Annotated in this window: 12 protein-coding genes; 8 read left to right on the top strand and 4 right to left on the bottom strand. The window is 41.3% G+C overall.

All coding sequences use genetic code 11. From position 1 onward, the window contains the following. Positions 1-211 precede the first annotated feature (211 nt). The 3 genes from ABIE66_RS23750 (at position 212) to ABIE66_RS23740 (ending at position 4,253) form a co-directional block, all read left to right on the top strand. Positions 212-817, top strand: a complete 606-nt coding sequence (locus tag ABIE66_RS23750; RefSeq protein WP_370016534.1) for a VanZ family protein — start codon at positions 212-214, stop codon at positions 815-817. A gap of 26 nt (positions 818-843) precedes the next feature. Further along, complete coding sequence (locus ABIE66_RS23745; protein ID WP_370016533.1) at positions 844-2,310, top strand: aminoacyl-histidine dipeptidase; 1,467 nt, start codon at positions 844-846, stop codon at positions 2,308-2,310. Between the two features lie 1,244 nt (positions 2,311-3,554). Continuing rightward, on the top strand, positions 3,555-4,253 hold the full coding sequence (locus ABIE66_RS23740) for a GntR family transcriptional regulator (RefSeq protein WP_253512742.1): 699 nt from the start codon (positions 3,555-3,557) through the stop codon (positions 4,251-4,253). 209 nt (positions 4,254-4,462) lie between these two features. On the opposite strand, the gene ABIE66_RS23735 is transcribed toward ABIE66_RS23740, so the two are convergent. The 3 genes from ABIE66_RS23735 to ABIE66_RS23725 all read right to left on the bottom strand — a co-directional run bounded on the left by ABIE66_RS23735 (position 4,463) and on the right by ABIE66_RS23725 (position 7,269). Continuing rightward, a complete protein-coding gene (locus tag ABIE66_RS23735; protein ID WP_289326609.1) occupies positions 4,463-5,212 on the bottom strand; it encodes a sulfite exporter TauE/SafE family protein in 750 nt (249 codons plus the stop codon). Positions 5,213-6,560: 1,348 nt separating this feature from the next. Beyond that, positions 6,561-6,938: a hypothetical protein gene (locus ABIE66_RS23730; protein ID WP_226990392.1), complete on the bottom strand. Its 378-nt coding sequence runs from the start codon at positions 6,936-6,938 to the stop codon at positions 6,561-6,563. 46 nt (positions 6,939-6,984) lie between these two features. After that, on the bottom strand, positions 6,985-7,269 hold the full coding sequence (locus ABIE66_RS23725; protein WP_289326606.1) for a hypothetical protein: 285 nt from the start codon (positions 7,267-7,269) through the stop codon (positions 6,985-6,987). A 331-nt stretch (positions 7,270-7,600) separates the two neighbouring features. On the opposite strand from ABIE66_RS23725, the gene ABIE66_RS23720 reads away from it, so the two are divergent. Continuing rightward, positions 7,601-9,013: a glycoside hydrolase family 18 protein gene (locus tag ABIE66_RS23720; protein WP_214811835.1), complete on the top strand. Its 1,413-nt coding sequence runs from the start codon at positions 7,601-7,603 to the stop codon at positions 9,011-9,013. Between the two features lie 297 nt (positions 9,014-9,310). Next, positions 9,311-10,096, top strand: coding sequence for a PhzF family phenazine biosynthesis protein (locus tag ABIE66_RS23715; protein WP_289326604.1), 786 nt, complete (start codon positions 9,311-9,313; stop codon positions 10,094-10,096). Between the two features lie 62 nt (positions 10,097-10,158). Here ABIE66_RS23715 and ABIE66_RS23710 read toward each other — a convergent pair whose 3' ends face one another. After that, positions 10,159-10,743, bottom strand: a complete 585-nt coding sequence (locus tag ABIE66_RS23710; protein WP_370016532.1) for a LysE family transporter — start codon at positions 10,741-10,743, stop codon at positions 10,159-10,161. Positions 10,744-10,846: 103 nt separating this feature from the next. Here ABIE66_RS23710 and ABIE66_RS23705 point away from each other — a divergent pair, with 103 nt between their 5' ends. The 3 genes from ABIE66_RS23705 to ABIE66_RS23695 all read left to right on the top strand — a co-directional run bounded on the left by ABIE66_RS23705 (position 10,847) and on the right by ABIE66_RS23695 (position 19,323). After that, positions 10,847-11,401, top strand: a complete 555-nt coding sequence (locus ABIE66_RS23705; RefSeq protein ID WP_370016531.1) for a helix-turn-helix domain-containing protein — start codon at positions 10,847-10,849, stop codon at positions 11,399-11,401. A gap of 732 nt (positions 11,402-12,133) precedes the next feature. Next, positions 12,134-14,944, top strand: coding sequence for a bifunctional metallophosphatase/5'-nucleotidase (locus tag ABIE66_RS23700; protein WP_370016530.1), 2,811 nt, complete (start codon positions 12,134-12,136; stop codon positions 14,942-14,944). A gap of 47 nt (positions 14,945-14,991) precedes the next feature. Further along, entirely contained in the window at positions 14,992-19,323 is a 4,332-nt protein-coding gene (locus ABIE66_RS23695; protein ID WP_370016529.1) for an endonuclease, read from the top strand. Positions 19,324-19,404: the final 81 nt, after the last annotated feature.

The raw sequence follows: 19,404 nt of genomic DNA, 5'->3' as shown, positions 1-19,404 counted from the left end.
AAACCCACACATCGGTCGAATTATCCGGATGTAGGTCGAAATATCCCACACAAAGGACGAATTATCGGGGATTAAGGACGAATTATCCTTCCCATCGTTGATTCATTCTAAAAAGCTTCCCTTAGAAGTAGTTTGTTGACGGGGTGTTAAAGATGTCCTAGGATATAATGATATGCAGTGATTTGGAAAGAAATAGAAGGGGGGGAGTTACATGTCTCTAAAGTCGGTCATGCTTTCCCTTTTGCTGTCGCAAGCACTGTTTTTATGCGGTTTGCCTCTTTTCCTTCAGCTCCTATTATATTTGAATCCTTTGGTGATCATGGTTGTCTGGTTTTGTATATTCATTTTCGTTTCGCTTGCGGTTCTTTATTATCGAGGTGAAATGGTCAAGGTTCCGCGCCTTTTGTGGCAGGCAGCCTTCAGTGGCTACAGTTTATCATTAATGGTTTTGTTGTTCTTTCGACCAAAAGGGCAGGTCTATTCGTATAATTTGATTCCTTTTTCGACGATTCTTTCATATATTTCGAACGAAATGAACGGGCTTGTGTCATTTTATAATCTTAGCGCCAATGTGGGACTGTTCATTCCATTCGGGCTATATTTATTGTCCAAGGAAGGGAAAGATCCATCAACTTCAAGGAAATTTCTTTATCCATTACTTTCGATTTCGGGCATCGAAATCTGTCAGTTTGTTTTTCGGCGCGGCAGTTTGGATGTCGATGATCTGATACTGAATATGATTGGTGTTTACCTGGGGTATATCCTGTATCCATTGTTCACGAGAGTGGTAGCGATCCATTCTAGAGTAGATTCATAAATAAGATAAATGAAAGGATGAATTCCATGTATAGCACTTTAGAAAAATTAACGGGCCATCCCGTGTTTCATTATTTTGCAGCGATTTCCGAAATCCCGAGAGGATCAGCCAATGAAAATACGATCAGTGACTATTTGGTTCGCTTTGCTAAGGATAGGGACCTGGTGGTGATTCAGGATGAAGCACTGAATGTCATTATCAAAAAGCCTGCCACAATTGGATATGAAAGTGGACCTACCGTCATTATCCAGGGGCATATGGATATGGTTTGCGAAAAGAACAAGGGTACACTTCATGATTTTGAGAAGGATCCGCTTCAATTAAGGATTGTTGGTGACATGTTGTATGCGACGGAGACAACTTTAGGGGCGGATAATGGGATTGCAGTTGCTTATGCTTTGGCATTATTGGATGCAAATGATATTCCGCATCCTGCTCTTGAAATAGTCATAACGACTGAAGAAGAAACGACAATGAACGGTGCACTTGCTGTGGATCCGGCTCACTTCAAGGGAAAAATGATGATCAATATCGATTCGGAGGAAGATGGAAAGCTGCTGGTCAGCTCAGCAGGAGGAATACGCGTTCGGCAAATCCTGCAAATCGGATGGGAATCGGCTTCAATTGTTGAAGCTGTATCTTATAACATCAGGATTAAAGGGTTAAAGGGCGGACACTCCGGTATGTCCATCCATAAGGAAAGAGGGAACTCCAATAAACTTTTGGGCAGAGTATTACATGAATTAACGACAGACTTTCCTTGCTTCATACAGCAAATGAACGGTGGCCTGAAAGGGAATGCGATTCCTCGTGAAGCAGAGGCGACTGTACTGATTCATGTAGAAGATGTTCAGAAGATAGAGGAGAGACTCCAGCAATGGGAAGATACTTTTAAAAATGAACTGCAATCTTCCGACCCTGAGGTATCGATTAGGTTTGAAAAGATCGAAACGATTTCTTCAAACGTTTTTTCCAAAGAGACGGCATCTAAAGCCATTACCTCTTTACTGGTAATCCCGCATGGCGTTCAAGGAATGAGCATGGGAATAGAAGGATTAGTGGAGAGTTCGACGAATCTAGGGGTCGTTACGACAAATGAAGCGGAAATGATATTCGAAAGTGAAATCAGGAGTTCGGTCAAAAGCCTCAAATATAATATGGTCACTCAGGCAAAGGCGATAGCTGATATGCTTGGATGCGAGATATTGGTAGATGCGGATTATCCGGAATGGCCCTATAATCCCGATTCGAAACTCAAGAAATTATTTGAAGAAACATACAAAGAAAAATATCATGAGGATATTGAAATCATCGCTGTGCATGCAGGGATCGAATGCGGGGTATTCATTGATAAGATACCAGGATTGGATACTGTTTCAATCGGACCGGATATATTTTCCGTACATACACCTGATGAACACATAAGCATCCCTTCGACCATAAACAACTGGGAATATTTTGTTTACACATTAAAGAGAATGAAGGATTTATAAACAACTGCATGGCTGGGGACAGTTGAAATTCAATAGATTTGGAGACATCCTATCGTTAATCGATTGGATGTCTCTTTTTTCATGGTTAGTAAAGCTAATCGTTGATTGGAACGTAGGGAACTCGCTTTCCGCGGGCGGTCCGCCCTCGTGGTCTCCCTTGGCCACGCTTTCCCCGCAAGAGTCTCGAACACCCGCTCCAATCAACTTTGTTTTATTTAGATAGAACCCTAATTGTTTACAAACTAGATAATATTTGTTTGCCGACAGTCTTTTTTTTGTGGGTTTGTAAAATGGGACGTTCATTGATTTCCACTCCAGGCACTCGCTTTCCGCGGGCGGGCGGGAGCCTCCTCGGCGCGCCTGCGGGGTCTCCCATGCCACGCTTTCCCGCAGGAGTCTCGTACCTTACGTTCCAATCAACTTTGTGTTTTAAAAGAAAAAACTGCAGGTCGGTCTCATCACGAACCATGTTTGAGACTAGTTTATCCTTTAAGTTTTTCACCTGTAAACCTCATTGGATGGAAGAAAATTGCGACACTCCTGCCGAAATACTGGCTAGCCGAGACCCCACAGGCGCTTACGCCGAGGAGGCTTGGCAGACAGTCGGCGGAAAGGGAGCGAATTTCTGGAATCAGCTGGAATGTTTTCTAGAACAAACTGTAGGCTGATCTCACACCGAATTATGTTTGAGACTAGTTTATCCTTTAAGTTTTTCACCTGTAAACCTCATTGGATGGAAGAAATATGCGACACTCCTGCCGAAATACTGCTAGCCGAGACCCCACAGGCGCTTACGCCGAGGAGGCTTGGCAGACAGTCGGCGGAAAGGGAGCGAATTTCTGAAATCAGCTGTAATGTTTTCTAGAACAAACTGTAGGCTGATCTCACACCGAATTATGTTTGAGACTAGTTTATCCTTTAAGTTTTTCACCTGTAATCCCCATTGGATGAAAGAAAATTGCGACACTCCTGCCGAAATACTGTCCAGCCGAGACCCCACAGGCGCTTACGCCGAGGAGGCTTGGCAGACAGTCGGCGGAAAGGGAGCGAATTTCTGAAATCAGCTGTAATGTTTTTTAGAAAAGACTGCAGACAAATTTGCTTTTCTTCAGATTTCTCTGCAGTCTGAAAGAAACAGAGGTTTCTTTACAATCGTTATAAAATAAACTATTGTAAAGAAAACCTATCATTCAGTCTAAATTATTGTTCTAAATCATTATGTATAGAGGAAGGTATATGGAAATATGGGTGTAAAGTATAGAATGGTCGTAGAACAAATGGAGAAAGAAATATTAGATGGAAAATATACATTAAATACTAAGTTACCTACTGAAGAAGAGTTGATGAAGAAGTTCGATGTCAGCAGGAACACCATTAGGAAAGCAATCAACATATTGGTTGAGCAGGGGTATATCTATCAAGTTCAAGGAAGCGGCATATTCCTTAGGGAATTTACCAGACCGGGCTGCATTTCGATGAGGGATATGGGTGGCTTAACCAAAGTGTTTCCAAATGATGAAATGAAAAGTAAAGTGTTGACGTTAGAATTAATAGAAGCCGATGAGGAATTGGCCAAACGAATGAAATGCAATGTAAAAACCAAAATCTATAACCTGAAAAGGGTTAGATACTTAAATGGTCAACCCATTGTAATAGAAGAATCCTTTTTCAATAAAGATATCATTCCCTTCATAAATAAAGAAATCGCAAATGGTTCCATTTATGAATATATAGTCGAGGATTTGAAGTTGAATATCGGGTTTGCGGATAAAATCATTTCGTGTGAAAAACTTAATGACGATGATGCTGGGCTTTTGGACTTGCAGCCAGGTGATCCGACATTAATCGTTGAAAGTACGGTCTTTTTAAAAGCGGGAGCCGTTTTTGATTTATCAATCGAGAAATATAATTACACTTCAGCCAAATTATTAACATTGACTTAAAAAGTGCAGGAAAATTCTTAAATAAGATTTTACGGTGTGAATGGGAGATATCGATTCACACCGTTTTTTCTTAAATTCATTTGAATTCCTGACAATAGTTTATGAACTAATTTAATTGTTCTATTACAAATTTTTAATTAAACTAAGGTTGAGGTGAAAAAAGCCTGATTCCTCGTTGTTTTAATGAGAAATCAGGCTTTTATTGGTTATCAGTCATGGGGAATCAATAATAGTACACCTAGTGCAATGATGATGAAGAATAAATAACTTTCGAATTTCTTCGCGGGAATTCGCTTATTCATGAAGATTCCGAGACCTGTCGCAAGTAATATAGCTGGAATGGAATAAGCGTAAAGAATAAGTGAATCGGCTGTCCATAGTCCGCCTAGCGCATGACCCGTCACGACCAGGATTCCGGATATCAGGAAATGGGCTTGCAATGTTCCGCGGAATCGATCTGGATTCCACCTTCGCAAAGTTCCATAGACGACGACCGGAACCCCGTTAAAGTTATAGGCGCTGCCAAGGGCTCCTGAGGCAAAACCGAACGGCCATACCCAGCGCTCCGAGTTAAGTAATGGTTTATCCACAGTCTGAAAAAGTTTTTGCTTTAGAAGAGAATATCCTCCATATGCAATCAAAAAAACACCGAGTGCAGAAGTAATGATCAAAGAAGGTGCGTAATGGAGCAAAGCCAGGCCGGCTGGTATGCCGATGACCGTTGAAGCCGCCAGTCTGATTAAAACGGAGCGTTCGATATGCCGCCATCCGCTAACGACGGTTAGTGAAGCGACGGTAAGACCAGCCAATCCAATCAGGGAAACCGAAGTATTAAGCGGAATGTGAAGTAAGGCAAGCAGAGGCATGCTGACAATCGCTTCACCGAACCCGAACATCGTCCGCATCAAGGCGCCGATAAACACTGCCGCCACCACCAATATGATGCTGCTGGTCGTCATTCGTTCACCTCCTAAAAGCACAGTACACCTTCTATTATTATACCATACCAATCCAGTTTTAGACCGAGGTAACCGTACTTAAAAACGGGTTATTTAAGACCCTTTACACTCTTTTTAAAGCGTTTGATTAACTATTTAATGGAGAGGTACACACCCCTTGTTTTTGTTTCTTAAGAGTCAAAAATAAGGCTGGGAAAGCGGGGATATATCTTGAGGTGTTAATTTATTTTGATGTGAGGGTTTTCTAACAGATTAATAGAGGTAGCGCAGAATCGTTTGTTAAATTAAAAAGTTTCCTAAAAGTATTGGGGGATTTGCTTTAGCTCTTGTTCCTCTACTGTAATCACTCCCTTGTTTTTCTCAATAAAGAATCCGGGAAAGGAGAAGTAGTCTATCATTATAATCCAACCATCGCTACAGATTTAACTTATTATGGTGGTTATATCAATAATAAAAAAATATTACGGAGAGGTAACTTTTTATTATAAAGTTGGAGTAGGATCGCTTGGTATTGTACAAATAGGAAATGTTTATCTTAAAGTATCAGGAAATCATCTAGGAAAACTCTCAGGTAGTATAAAAACTTCTGTAAAAAAATAAATTTTACATATAGTAGGTGATTATATGAAAACTTGGAAGAAAATACTTATTGGTGTAGTATCAATTCTAATAATCGCTATGATAATTGGAATTATAAGCTTTTATTCAATTTAAAGTTTAATCTGCTAACCAAAACAAAGACCATCATTATAAGATGGTCTTTGTTTATTGTGTGTCCAGCAGGGGTACACAATAAACGCCAAATCCTTTGATAGAGGTGAGTCCTTAAATAACAGTAGAGAAAAAAAGGACAATCAATCTAACACTATGAAACTACTTTTTTAGGTGAATAAAATCATACATAAACCATAAAGGTGAAAGACAATAAACCCCTTCAAGTGGTTTATTTTGGTGTAACTGCGTACAATATCGCTAATTTTCATCGAAAAAAACAATGAAAAAGTAAAATTAATAAAATAGGGGGACATGAAAGGGGCAGTGATGGCTTTAATAGGGGAGTTTTCATGTACCCACAAAAACACTAGGCTTTGCCTTTTCAACAACATAGTTGGGGACAGTTCTTCCTTATGCTCTTTCTTCTACCAACCTTTAAGTTATGACACTTTTCATTTAGATAAATCAAGTAGTTATTTTCCTGCATAAGAAAAGGCTGAAGTGGAAATACATCAGCCTAAAAAACCCTATATATATTAGCGGTCATATTAAGGTGTTTACGCACTCATTTTAGAAGAATATCCTTTAGCATTTACGAATCAATCTCAGCTCTTTTTTTCATTCAGTTAGTGAATTAATCATAAAAGATTAAATGCATATCACTGTTAGTCCTTGATTTCGCAAAAAATTCTGCTTCATTTCCTCCATCAACAAAGTTACCAATACCCCGGAAAATACCACATTGGCCTCGATCTAAATATCTTACCCCTACATAATCATTATAACTGTCAGGATCATACTCCCATAATTCAACTTTTAACTTACCCGCTGGACCCACGTAAGAATCCCGACAAATCTTATAATCACCACCAGTAGAGGGAAACTGATCACTTTCAGCACCATTAGAATAAAGAGATTGTTCTCCTAAGTAATCCCAGCCACTTGCAAATGTAGAAGAAGGGAACAACAGCGCAGCTAACAATGTCACAGCACTCATTTTAAACATTTTCATGCTCATTCCTCCTCACCCGTTTTGACTTATTATTCTCCATATAATTCTAATCAATATTTTTTATATTATCATCTATCCAAAGATTCACTTTTTCATGAAGCGTTTTTGAAGTTTCCACTACTTCATGCCCAACATATGGAATTAGAGAAAAAGTGAAAATGTGCTCGTCATTCAGTTTTGAAATGTATTTCTGAATCATCTTTAAACTTTTAAGAATTCCCGGATCAAGTAAACGAATTACCTCTGAATCCACCATTTGTGTAGAGACGTCTCGATTTCTAATACCAGCAATCAGCAGCATAGTTGCTGCTACACTAACACTGCAATCCATGGAATAGGCCAATGCTGAAATTCTTTCATGCTCATAAGCTTTGAGTCTTAAATGAATCCTTTCCTTCTGAATAATAGATTCTCTTCTGGATTACTTCGGCTTCAAAATCCCCTCTAAAAATCGTATTATCATGCTGCAGTCTCATTTAAAACATGGACAAGCCCTCCATACCTTCCCTGGAATTGATAGCTGCCATTATTATTTTTCCCCTATATACCTTCTCAGGCTTATGAACACATTCATTTAATGAGTGTTGAACGCAAAAAACATATTAGGGCTATCCAGGGAATAAAATGAAAGGAATATTTAAAAGGAAAGCGGGGCTGTGCATGTGAGAATCCATGTGGTGAATAGGGGGGATTCTTTGTGGGGAATTTCCCAGCAATATGGTGTCAGTATCAACCGGATTGTTCGGATCAATGGCCTTGAAAATCCAGATAAGCTGGTGCTTGGCCTAGCTCTTTTGATTCCTGAACCTTATCTTCAGTACAGGGTTCAGCAAGGGGATGCTCTAAATAATATCGCAAATCAGTTTGGAATTACGGTACAGGAAATCATGCAATCGAATCGCATCACAAATCCTTCCGCTATCTATCCAGGGCAGAGACTAACCATCCCGGTTATTTATCATACCGTAAGGGAACGAGATACCCTTTATGATATAGCGAGACGTTATGGAACGACAGTTCAGGCCATTATGCAGATGAATAGGATTACAGATCCGTCCAATATCCATATAGGACGGATAATGAGGATTCCCCAGAAACCAAAACCCATCATTGAAGTAAATGGTTTTACAAACGTTTACGGGCAAGCCGGTGCGGAGCAGGTACGTGAAGTAGCCCATGATTTGACCTATGTAAGTCCATTTGGTTATAGAATGAGGCAAGATGGCAGCTTAGAAGTCATAGATGACATCCCGACGATCCGGGCGGCACAGTCGACTGGCGTCATACCCATGATGTGCATAACGAATTTTTCCGCGACGGAAGCGGGAACTCAGCTTGCCCATACGATACTTTCCGATTTAAGTTTAGTGGAAACATTATTAACCAACGTCATAAAAACGATGAAAGATAAAGGATACCGTGGATTGAATATCGATTTTGAAAGTGTAAGACCAGAGGACCGTGATCTCTATAATCGCTTTCTCCAAAGAGCAGTGGATCGATTGCATCCTGAGGGTTACTTTGTGTCATCCTCCCTTGCCCCAAAAACTAGCGCCAATCAAAAGGGGACATTAGTTGAGGCACATGATTATCCAGTTCACGGACGGCTGCTCGACTTCGTGGTGCTGATGACATATGAATGGGGTTACCGAAAGGGGCCGCCGCAGGCAATCTCTCCCATTAATGAAATAAAGCGTGTCCTTGATTATGCCGTAACGGTGATACCAACAAATAAAATCTTCATAGGATTTCAAATTTATGCCAGGGACTGGCTTATTCCTCATGAAGAGGGACAGGAAGCAGAGACTTTCGACATGCAGGAAGCCATCAGGCGAGCCGTCCAATATAATGCAGAAATAAAATATGACGAGACAGCCCAATCCCCTTATTATAGGTACAAAGATGATCAGGGACGCACACATGAAGTTTGGTTTGAGGACGCACGCAGTGCCAAAGCCAAATTCGATCTGGTGAAGACTTACAGGTCAAGGGGTCTCAGTTATTGGGTACTTGGTTATCCGTTCCCCCAGAATTGGGAACTGCTTGGGGATACATTCATTGTACGGAAACTGTAGGGTGTTTGTTACGGCAAGGTAGATCACATAATTGATATAGTGATGGGCAGCTTTTTTATAAAGCTGTCTATTTTAGTGATTTCGAAATGCACTACATAATTACAGGATTTTTATAACAACGTTAAAATCGTCTGGAACCTGTGTAGATAAAGGGACTTAATCGAGGACGCCATATGGTGGTCCTTTTCATTTTAATGAGAACTCTTTAAAAACAAGGGAATGGTCATTCAAAAAAGGAAAAGGGCTCCTCATTGTGGAATTAGGAGACTAGAATATTACTTACCGGAGGAACATTTAATGGAATTAACCATCATTAATACGTTTACAGATCAACCTTTTAAAGGAAACCCTGCTGCAGTCTGCCTTCTTACCGGGGAAAGTAACAGCGAGTGGATGCAGCGAACAGCTAAAGAGATTAATATGCCTGTTACCGCTTTTATTCAACCTCATAATGGGGAATGGAAGCTGCGATGGTTCACACCTTTCATTGAAATCCCGATTTGTGGACATGGGACGCTGGCAAGCTCTTTCTTTTTATGGGATAAAGGATACGTGCCAAGGAATCAGCCGATTGCCTATCAGACGAAAAGCGGGCTTCTCACTGCAAAATTCGTTGATGGGATGGTTCAGTTGGAATTTCCGTCATTAAGGGAGAAGGAGACCACTGCCCCTGATTTACTGATAAAAGCTTTAGGAGTTGTGCCTGCGTATGTTGGGCAAAACAAATGGGATCTTCTAGTCGAAGTTCAATCAGAGGAAATCGTAAGGAATTTAAAGCCGGATATAGACTCCATTGCCCAATTGCCGGTTCGGGGCGTCATCGTGACGAGTCAATCGGATAACAGTGAATATGATTTCGTTTCACGTTTCTTTTCCCCTGCCCAAGGCCTTGACGAAGATCAAGTAACCGGCTCGGCCCATTGCTGTCTGGGACCATATTGGAAAAGCAAGCTGAACAAAAGTATCACTATAGCCTATCAGGCATCGGAAAGAGGAGGACTGCTGAAGGTTGAAGTAACGGAAGACACAGTTAAACTTTCAGGCCATGCCGTGACCATATTCGAAGGGAGCTTAAACATTTAATGCAGGGAGAGGGAGGTATGGGGCAATCCTTCTTAATGAAGGATCGAACCCGTTGCCCTTTTTCATTGTACAAGAATCGAAATGGCGCTATACACTAATAACAAAGCCATGATTACATTAAACTGACTTCTATACTTTGATAAAACCGTTTGAAAAACCGAACCGAACATACTCCAACAGAACGTACTCATAAAACCAACAAAAGCCAGAAATAATGAAAAGAATAGTAAGCTGAAATTTGAAGAGTGATAAGGTAGTATGAAGGTTGATATTGCCGTGATGCCATATAAGATGCCTTTTGGATTTATGAATTGTAAAAGCATGCCCGCTATAAAACTGTTGTTCCTGTCATCATTATCGTCCTTATCTTTATTTGAACTGGAAATGATTTTTATGGCCAGATACAGCATATAAATTGCACCTAGGATAGTCATGATAAATTCAATCTTTGGTATGAAATTTTCAAGCAAAACATTAAAATAACTACACAATAACATTATTACAAAAAAACCGGCACCTACCCCGAAACAAAATTTAATCGTCTTTTTTAACCCGTACTTGTTCGCAAATAACATTGCCATGATGTTATTTGGACCTGGAGTGAAACTTGTAACAAAAACAAATAGCAAAAAAGATAGTAAAGGCATGGTTGACTCCCCTTTGTATGCTATAATGACCAAAAGTGACAATATAACGACTTTCTTTATATTGTACAACGCCGACGTTATATTGTAAATAAGGAGCATTTTTATGGAAGAAATAAATTTTATTATTGCTAACAATTTAAAAGCCATCAGGGAAAGTAAGAAATTAAGTCTTGAAAAGGTTGCTGAATTAACCGGAGTAAGCAAAACGATGATCGGACAAATCGAAAGGGGCGGATCGAGCCCTACGATTACAACAATTTGGAAAATAGCCAATGGATTAAAGATTTCATTTTCTTCACTGATAAATAGTCCGCAGCCGGATACAAAAATTGTTTTAAAAAGTGAAATTCAATCATTATCTGAAGATAACGGCAAATATCGAGTTTATCCCCACTTTCCCTTTGAAGATGAGAAGCGCTTTGAAGTATATTCAGTCGAGATAGAAAAAGGTGGATTCCTAAGTTCCGATTCGCATAGAGAAGGAACTGAAGAGTACATAACTGTTTTTGAAGGGGAATTGACTGTACGTGTAAATAACGAAGAATATACAGTAAGGAATGGTGATTCTATCAGATTCAAGGCTGACAGACCGCATACTTACCATAATTCAGGGGAAACATTAACTCGATTAAGCATGATCCTATATTATCCAACTTAAAAATATGGGAGTAATGTTGTTCTGCTTGTTATGAATTATTAAAAATTCATGTTCAATGATGCAGCTCAAAGACTGGGAGAGATTAAAATCTCTCTCTCAAGTTTGTAGACAAAAGGGCTTCGGAAAACGTAACTTTGATCAAGAACCAACTGACCCAAAGCAATACCTTCAACTCCTCAGGTATGGTTTATATCAAAATTTTATAACAAAGTTGATTGGAGAGGAAGGTGCGAGACTCCTGCGGGAAAAGCGAGTCTAGGGAGACCCCGCAGGCGCAAGCCGAGGAGGCTCCCAGACCGCCCGCGGAAAGCGAGTGCCTGGAGCGGAATTCAACGTCTAACTTGTACAGTCTGTGGGAGAGATATAAATCTCTCTCTTTTTTTTGATCTTCTGTAGGTATAAAGACCAAAATTGACTACGGAGAAATAATGATACTATTTTACCATTAAATAATTTTGTTGATATATCATCAAGATACAGATGGGTATTTTGAGGTGATTATAATGATAATATTCTGTTAATATTCCGTGTGGCATTGTAAATTTGTTTTAAAATTGGATTATTTTGTTGTAATATAGGATGTACACGAATCTTTAGAGGAAAAAAGTAGGGTGGATTTGTGTATAAGCAATAAAATTTATTCAGGTTTAATTTTTTGAAAAACGTGTCAAATCCATTGATATGTTCGCGAAATGTTATGCCAGTATAGAACTTATGGGGGGATTAACTCTAATGGGGAAAAAGAAAATCGTTAAAATTGCATCAGCAACCATAATGGCTGCGACAACGATCGTAGCAGTAGCACCGGCACCATCGGATGCTGCCACTAGCCTGAATAGTAAAATCAAAACGGCAAAGGCCACCATCAAAAAACCATTCGACACCTATTTCTACTCTTCTAAACTCGCTTCCGTATCCACTGTTGAGAAACAAATCAAGTCTGCAAAACAAGCAAAAAAAGACATCAACTCTACCATTAAAAAATCAATGTTAAGCAAAAAAGAAAAAGACGCCAAATACAAAGAAATCGAAGCTTATGACAAGTACATCACTCGTTCAGAAGGTTATGTAAAAGGATATAAAGCGGCTGAGAAAGCAAAAGCTGCACATGATAAATCGATTAGCGCCCTTACGAATTCAATTCTTGCCAAGAAATCTATTGATATCAGGAATCAATACGAGGCACTGGATATTGCCGTGAAAAAGACAGACAAAGCCATTAAAGATACGGTTTACGGTGCGAAAATCGAAAAGCTTTTATACGATAAATTCACTAAATCGACCAAAACGGCTTTGAGCGGTGACCTGAAAGTGCCGTACTACTATGAGAAAGCTGCTTACTGGGTGAAGAAAGGTGATTTAAAGACCGCGGACAACCGGATGAATACCGTTTCTTCGCAGTTGAAAAAGGTCAGCAAAACGTCCAAACTCGGTAAAGCCATTCATGCTTATGTTAAAGAGGTGAAAGGTAAGTATGATGAAGCGGTATATGCAGAAAAGAAAAAGGAAGTGGCAAAACGGGTCAATACCTATGTAGCTCTTGCCAATGGGGAACTTAAAACGAAAGAACAGATAAAAGCGGCTAAAAAGGCGAGAGCCGACATCCATTTAAATGGGATCAAGGAGTCGGACCGAAAGGAATTCGAAGCGAAAATAGCATTGGCGGATAAGAAAGTGGCAGCTGCTAAAGAAGCTTTGAAAAATCCGGCGAAGGCAATCACGCTTTCCTTGATGCATACGAATGACACGCATGCCCACTTGGACAATGTGGCCAAAAGGGTGACAGCTGTTAAAGAAGTGCGTAAGAGTAAACCGCAAGCTCTATTGGTGGATGCTGGTGACGTATTCTCGGGAACCCTCTATTTTAATGAATTCAAAGGGCAAGCGGATCTTCGCTTCATGAATTTAATGAAATATGACGTCATGACATTTGGGAATCATGAGTTTGACTTGGGATCAAGCGCTGAAGGGCATCAAGCTTTGGCTGACTTCATTAAGGGGGCTCAGTTCCCATTTGTCAGTTCGAACGTGGACTTCTCCAAGGATGATAAGTTTAAGGGATTATTTTCGGACCTGATTTCAAGTAAGCCGGAGCAAGGGAAGATATACAATGGAATCGTAAAACAAGTGGATGGTCAGAAGGTGGGTTTCTTCGGGCTTACGACTGAAGAAACGAAAGATATTTCAAGTCCTGGAAGTATAGTATTCGAAAACTATCTTGAAGAGGCCGAAAAAGCGGTCAAGGCGTTCAAAGGGATGGGTGTTAATAAGATAGTTGCCGTATCCCATATTGGTTATGATGACAATGCGGCTTATGACAATGATTTAACATTAGCTGCCAAGGTCAAAGGCATCGACGTGATTGTGGGCGGACATAGCCATACGCAGTTAAACGCCCCCGTTGTAATTGATAAGGATGATAAGGGGAAAACGAAAGATCCGACAGTCATCGTTCAAGGGTATCAGTATAGCGACTTTTTAGGAACGATCGATGTGGAATTCGATAAGAAGGGCAAGATTGTCGGACAAGCCGGTCAGCTGATTAAGCTTTCTGAAAAACAGGATGATCCTGAAGCGGCAACAGTGCTCGAAACATACTCCTCGAAGATTAAGGACCTGAAGGAAACGCAGACTGGGGCAACAGCTGTGAAGGCTTTGGACACACCGCGTGATGCAGGGGATGAAACGAAACCGAGTGTTCGTAAAAATGAAACAGAACTGGGTAATTTAATTACGGACGGGATGCTTAGTAAAGCAAAAGAATTCAATAAGGATGCGGTCATTGCTTTCCAAAATGGCGGGGGCATCCGTGCAGGTATCGATCAAGGTGAGATCACTTTAGGGGAAATACTGACCGTTTTACCGTTTGGGAATACGTTAGCGACGATGGCGCTTACGGGTGCAGAGATCAATGAAGCATTAGAGCATAGTGTCAGCTTGGCTCCTAAGGAAAATGGCGGCTTCCTGCATGTATCCGGAATGAAATTCAGCTACGATAGTTCAAAGGAATCAGGCAATCGTGTGACAAAGGTTGAAGTCATGGGACAAGATGGAACATATTCCGAGTTGGATGCCGCGAAGGAATATGTCGTGGCGACCAACGCTTTTACAGCTAAGGGCGGAGATGGATTCACCGTTTTCAAGAAGGCTTATGAAGAAGGAAGAGTGACGGATATCGGACTCGCTGATTGGGAGAATCTACGGGATTATGTAAGTGGGCTCAAAACTGTCGATCCAAGCATCGAAGGACGCATCAAAGATGTGGCCGGAAACTCTACAGACCCGAATACGGTGTTGGCCAAAGACTTTGGCGGAACGGCTGATGCTCCAAAAAACCATGAGGGTAATGTAGCTGTGGACATCACGGATATTGCTTCATTGGAAAATGCAGTGGTTAAAGGAAATCTTACATTAACAGGAACTCCTCCAGACAGCTTTACTTTTTCAAATGTTACAGTCGAGGGTAATTTGGATTTATCGGGACTTAACGGTAAAACCGTGAGCCTAAGCGGTGTCACCGTGAATGGCGAAACGATTTTTTAATCGGTATGAATGCTGAACCTACGTAAAAAGTTGGAGGGGTTGAGATCTTGAAGAAGAATGGGATATGCAAGCTTTTCTTTGCCATATTGATCGTGCTATCAACGGTTTTGCCATATGCAGACGCTGCAAATGCGGAAGGGACTATAACGGTAACGGAAGCGATTAATAATAACAGTGGCACGGCAACGGTGAAGGGATATATTGTCGGTACAGCTAAAAGCGGTACAAGCTATCAACAAACATCGCCTTTTACTGAAGGTACGAATATAGGTATTGCGGATAGTCCGGATGAAACGGATGTAAAGAAAATCATGCCTGTTCAGCTTCCGGCCGGTAATATCCGTACGGCGTTGAATCTAGTCGAACATCCGGAATTACTCAAAGCACAGGTGACGATTACTGGAAAGCTGGAAAGATATTTTTCAGTACCAGGTCTGAAATCCGCAACCGATTACAAAATCATCACTGATGGAGGAACACCACCTGAAGAGCCTGATGTGAAGGTTCTGGATTCCATCGCCGAGGCAAGAACGAATACCGAAGATGTAGTGCAGGTCGATGGGGTGGTTACCACAGGGCTAGGTTATTGGGGAGGAAAAGGCTTTTATATCCAAGATGAAACCGCTGGGCTATATGTTTATGGTTCTTCATGGCCGGTGGATGTAAAGCAAGGGGATAAGGTTCGTTTAATCGGACAAGTATCCGCTTATAATAAGGAATTACAAATCCAACCAACCTCCCTTGAAGTGGTTTCTTCCGGGAATGAACTTCCTGAAATCCAAAAAATCGATGCCGCTGGCGTCAATGAAGAAACGCAAGGTGAGCTGGTCACGATTGAAAAAGCGACCATTACTGAATTGGCGGCATCGGGAACATATGGAACATTCGAATTCAAGGCGGCAGATACTGAAGGGAACTCTGTTACCGTTCGCCATGATAACCGGAACGGTTCGAATTATGAAGATTTCCTGAGGAACTTTAAAGCGGGGGATGTCATTTCTGTAACCGGGATAGCATCGCAGTTCAATGACACGTATCAACTGAAGCCACGTGGTCTTGAAGATTATGAACTGGTGAACAAACCAGCTGTTTACCCGGATATTTTCCCTGGTACGGTTAGTGAAAATACAAAAGTAACACTTGAATCGGGCTGGGAAGAAGCGAAAATCCATTATACGCTGGATGGATCCACTCCGACGTCTTCAAGTGCCTTGTACACAGATCCTATCTTTTTAACGGAAGATACCGTCATAAAGGCAATCGCTGTCAATGATAAGACATCGGAAGTTTTCACATTTGCCTATACGGTTATCAAAACCAATGAATTGAAGATCCGTGACATTCAGGGGATGAATCATTTTTCATCATATGAGAATCAACTCGTCTCAGGTGTTGAAGGTGTCGTCACTTATGTAAGGGATGCGAATAACTTTTACATGCAAGATCTGAATCCGGATAAGGACTTAACGACTTCAGAGGGAATACTCGTGTACAACAAAGCGCATGGTCTAAAAGCGGGAGATCATATCAAAGTGGCAGGTAAAGTCGTGGAGTGGTATATCGAAGGATACGCTGAAATGAAAACGACGGATCTGCCAACGACCGAATTGACGAATACGACTATTGAAAAGCTTGGAACTGTAGCAATGCCAGAACCGATCATCATTGGAAAAGATGTCATTCCACCGTCTGAGAATATCGATGATGATAGATTGACAGATTTTAATCCGAATGAGGACGGCATTGATTTCTACGAGAGTTTGGAAGGAATGCTCGTGCAAGTATATAACCCGAAAGTGGTCGCTCCTCAAGACTATGGTGAATTGGTCGTGATTCCGGGGAATATGGAAACGACGACTGCAGTTAAAGGTGTCAAAATAACGGAAACGGATTTCAATCCTGAAAGAATAACCCTTGATATGGATGATGAATCATTTGTAGCGAAAACGGGTGATTCTTTTGAAGGCTCGGTTACAGGAGTCATCAGTTATGGATATAGCAACTATAGGGTATTGACGGATAAAAATCAGCTGCCGGCGTTAAAGGATGGCGGTACGGCCCGGGAAGTGACATCCTTGGAGAAGGATTCCGATAAATTATCAATCGCTTCCTATAATATCGAGAATTTCTCCACACAAACCGCTGACTCGAAAGTTGAAACGATCGCAACATCCATCATTACTAATCTTAAACAGCCGGATATAATCGGCGTAACGGAAATGCAAGATAATGATGGGGCAACAGATAGCGGGACAACGGATTCTGCTCAAAGTGCCAAGAAGCTGACCGACAAAATAAAAGCGTTGGGCGGACCGCAATATCAATTCATCGATATCGCTCCAGAAGATAAACTTGATGGCGGGGCACCTGGCGGGAATATCCGTGTAGGCTTTTTATATAATGTGGACCGTGTCAAATTAACTGAGGGGACGAAAGGAACGGCGACGCAATCCGTTGCTTTCAAAGATGGAAAACTCACCTTGAATCCTGGACGAATAGAGCCTACTGATTCCGCCTTTACTTCAAGCAGGAAGCCTTTAGCCGCTCAATTCGAATTTAAAGGGGAAAGTGTAGTGGTGGTGGCCAATCATTTTAACTCCAAGGGCGGCGACCAGCCATTATTTGGCAGGAACCAACCTCCTATCCTTTCAAGTGAGACGCAGAGGCTACAAATTGCCTCCATCGTCAATCGGTTTGTCAGTGATATCAAGTCACAGGATGCCAAGGCGAATATCGTCTTGCTTGGAGACTTTAATGATTTTGAATTTTCGGCTCCGCTTAAAACATTAAAGGGTAAAGATTTAACCAATATGATCGAGAAAGTTCCTTTTGAAAAACGTTATTCTTACACATATCAAGGCAATTCACAAGTACTGGACCATATCCTTGTATCGAATAATATGGCGGCGGCAACGAAAGTCGATATTGTCCATATTAACTCATCCTTCATGGAAGCTCATGGAAGGGCAAGTGATCATGACCCTGTATTGATTCAAACATCGTTATCTGAATCAGGGGGAGTTGAACCCGCTGCTCCAGAAAAAACGTATCATTTAACAAACGTTAAAACAAAAAGACTTACGATTGCTTCACCTAGTGTCTTGATCGATCTTGACGAAACATCCAACATCGAGGAAGGGATCTGGTTAAAAGGTTCCTATGCCGTACTCAAAGGTCTTGGGCTGAAGGATGCAACTGTGACGATAAAACCGGCTAAGGAAGGCGCGATCATTGATTTTGGAGGCATGGCGGTGAAGGAAGTCATCATTGATAACGCCAATGTAAAAGAAATCAGGGGTGCTGAAAATGTTCAGAAATGGACTGTAACAGAAGGTGTCGACGAGTCTAATATCAAATTTGTCGATTCAAAAGGGGAAGCAATCGCTTCCCCTTTCGACCCTAAAGAAAATCAAGCGCCTGTTGTAAAGAAAAAACTGGAGAATCTTGAAGTGAAAGCCGGTTCTAAGGTCACTATCGATTTGAGTGAGCACTTCTCAGATCCGGATGAAGATAATCTGACCTTTTCATCCACTATCGGTACTGTCGCTGGCCCAATATTAACCCTTCCTGCAAATGAAGCTGGAACATACCTTGTTGCAGTCAAGGCTGTGGACCAACTATCGGAAGTGGTTGCCCGCTTCACGTTGACCGTAACGGATGATAAGCCGCTTGAAGCTTATTATGAAACGGCGACAGGAAAAACAGGCCCGGAATTGAAATCGGTTCTGCACTCGATTATTAAGGGTCATACGAAGTTATCTTATGATCAAGTGTGGGATGCCCTTAAAGAAACGGATGAAGATCCGGCAAACAAACAGAATGTCATCTTGCTTTACTCTGGAAAATCGATTTCGAAGAACGCTAATGGAGGCAATGCAGGACAATGGAACCGTGAGCATGTTTGGGCCAAGTCCCACGGTGATTTTGGAACAAGCATAGGTCCCGGGACCGACCTTCATCACCTCCGTCCGGCTGATGTTACAGTCAATGGTAAACGGGGCCATCTGGATTTCGACGATGGCGGTCAAACATATAGCGGATGTGAATGTAAGTTTGATTCAGATTCATGGGAACCGCCAGATCATGTTAAAGGTGATATAGCCCGGATGCTCTTTTACATGGCCGTCCGCTATGAAGGAAATGGTGAATTGGATCTGGAACTATCCGATACAGTCAATACGTATCCGAAGCCGCTTCATGGAAAGCTATCGACACTTTTGAAATGGAATGCTCTCGATCCAGTCGATGATTTCGAGAGCCACCGTAATGAGGTCATATATGACTGGCAGAATAACCGCAATCCGTTCATCGATCATCCTGAGTGGGTCTCCGAAATTTGGGGAGCCGCTAAATCCACGGATGAGAAAAAAGCGAGTTAGAGCGGAGAGATAAAAGGGAAAGCAGCCTGATGGCTGCTTTTTTACATGTTTAATTGTTGTAAGTGATTATATTAATTATCT

The sequence above is a fragment of the Peribacillus sp. B2I2 genome (assembly GCF_041261685.1).
Lineage (GTDB): Bacteria > Bacillota > Bacilli > Bacillales > DSM-1321 > Peribacillus.
Note: the sequence above shows the minus strand (reverse complement) of the source record. Positions and strands in the feature narration are given on the sequence as shown.

Excerpts from the sequence above, each read along its gene's own strand:
- ABIE66_RS23700 (WP_370016530.1), top strand. The coding sequence starts at position 12,134 with ATGGGGAAAAAGAAAATCGTTAAAATTGCATCAGCAACCATAATGGCT.
- ABIE66_RS23750 (WP_370016534.1), top strand. The coding sequence starts at position 212 with ATGTCTCTAAAGTCGGTCATGCTTTCCCTTTTGCTGTCGCAAGCACTG.
- ABIE66_RS23710 (WP_370016532.1), bottom strand. The coding sequence starts at position 10,743 with ATGCCTTTACTATCTTTTTTGCTATTTGTTTTTGTTACAAGTTTCACT.
- ABIE66_RS23745 (WP_370016533.1), top strand. The coding sequence starts at position 844 with ATGTATAGCACTTTAGAAAAATTAACGGGCCATCCCGTGTTTCATTAT.
- ABIE66_RS23730 (WP_226990392.1), bottom strand. The coding sequence starts at position 6,938 with ATGAAAATGTTTAAAATGAGTGCTGTGACATTGTTAGCTGCGCTGTTG.
- ABIE66_RS23725 (WP_289326606.1), bottom strand. The coding sequence starts at position 7,269 with ATGGATTGCAGTGTTAGTGTAGCAGCAACTATGCTGCTGATTGCTGGT.
- ABIE66_RS23705 (WP_370016531.1), top strand. The coding sequence starts at position 10,847 with ATGGAAGAAATAAATTTTATTATTGCTAACAATTTAAAAGCCATCAGG.
- ABIE66_RS23735 (WP_289326609.1), bottom strand. The coding sequence starts at position 5,212 with ATGACGACCAGCAGCATCATATTGGTGGTGGCGGCAGTGTTTATCGGC.
- ABIE66_RS23740 (WP_253512742.1), top strand. The coding sequence starts at position 3,555 with ATGGGTGTAAAGTATAGAATGGTCGTAGAACAAATGGAGAAAGAAATA.
- ABIE66_RS23715 (WP_289326604.1), top strand. The coding sequence starts at position 9,311 with ATGGAATTAACCATCATTAATACGTTTACAGATCAACCTTTTAAAGGA.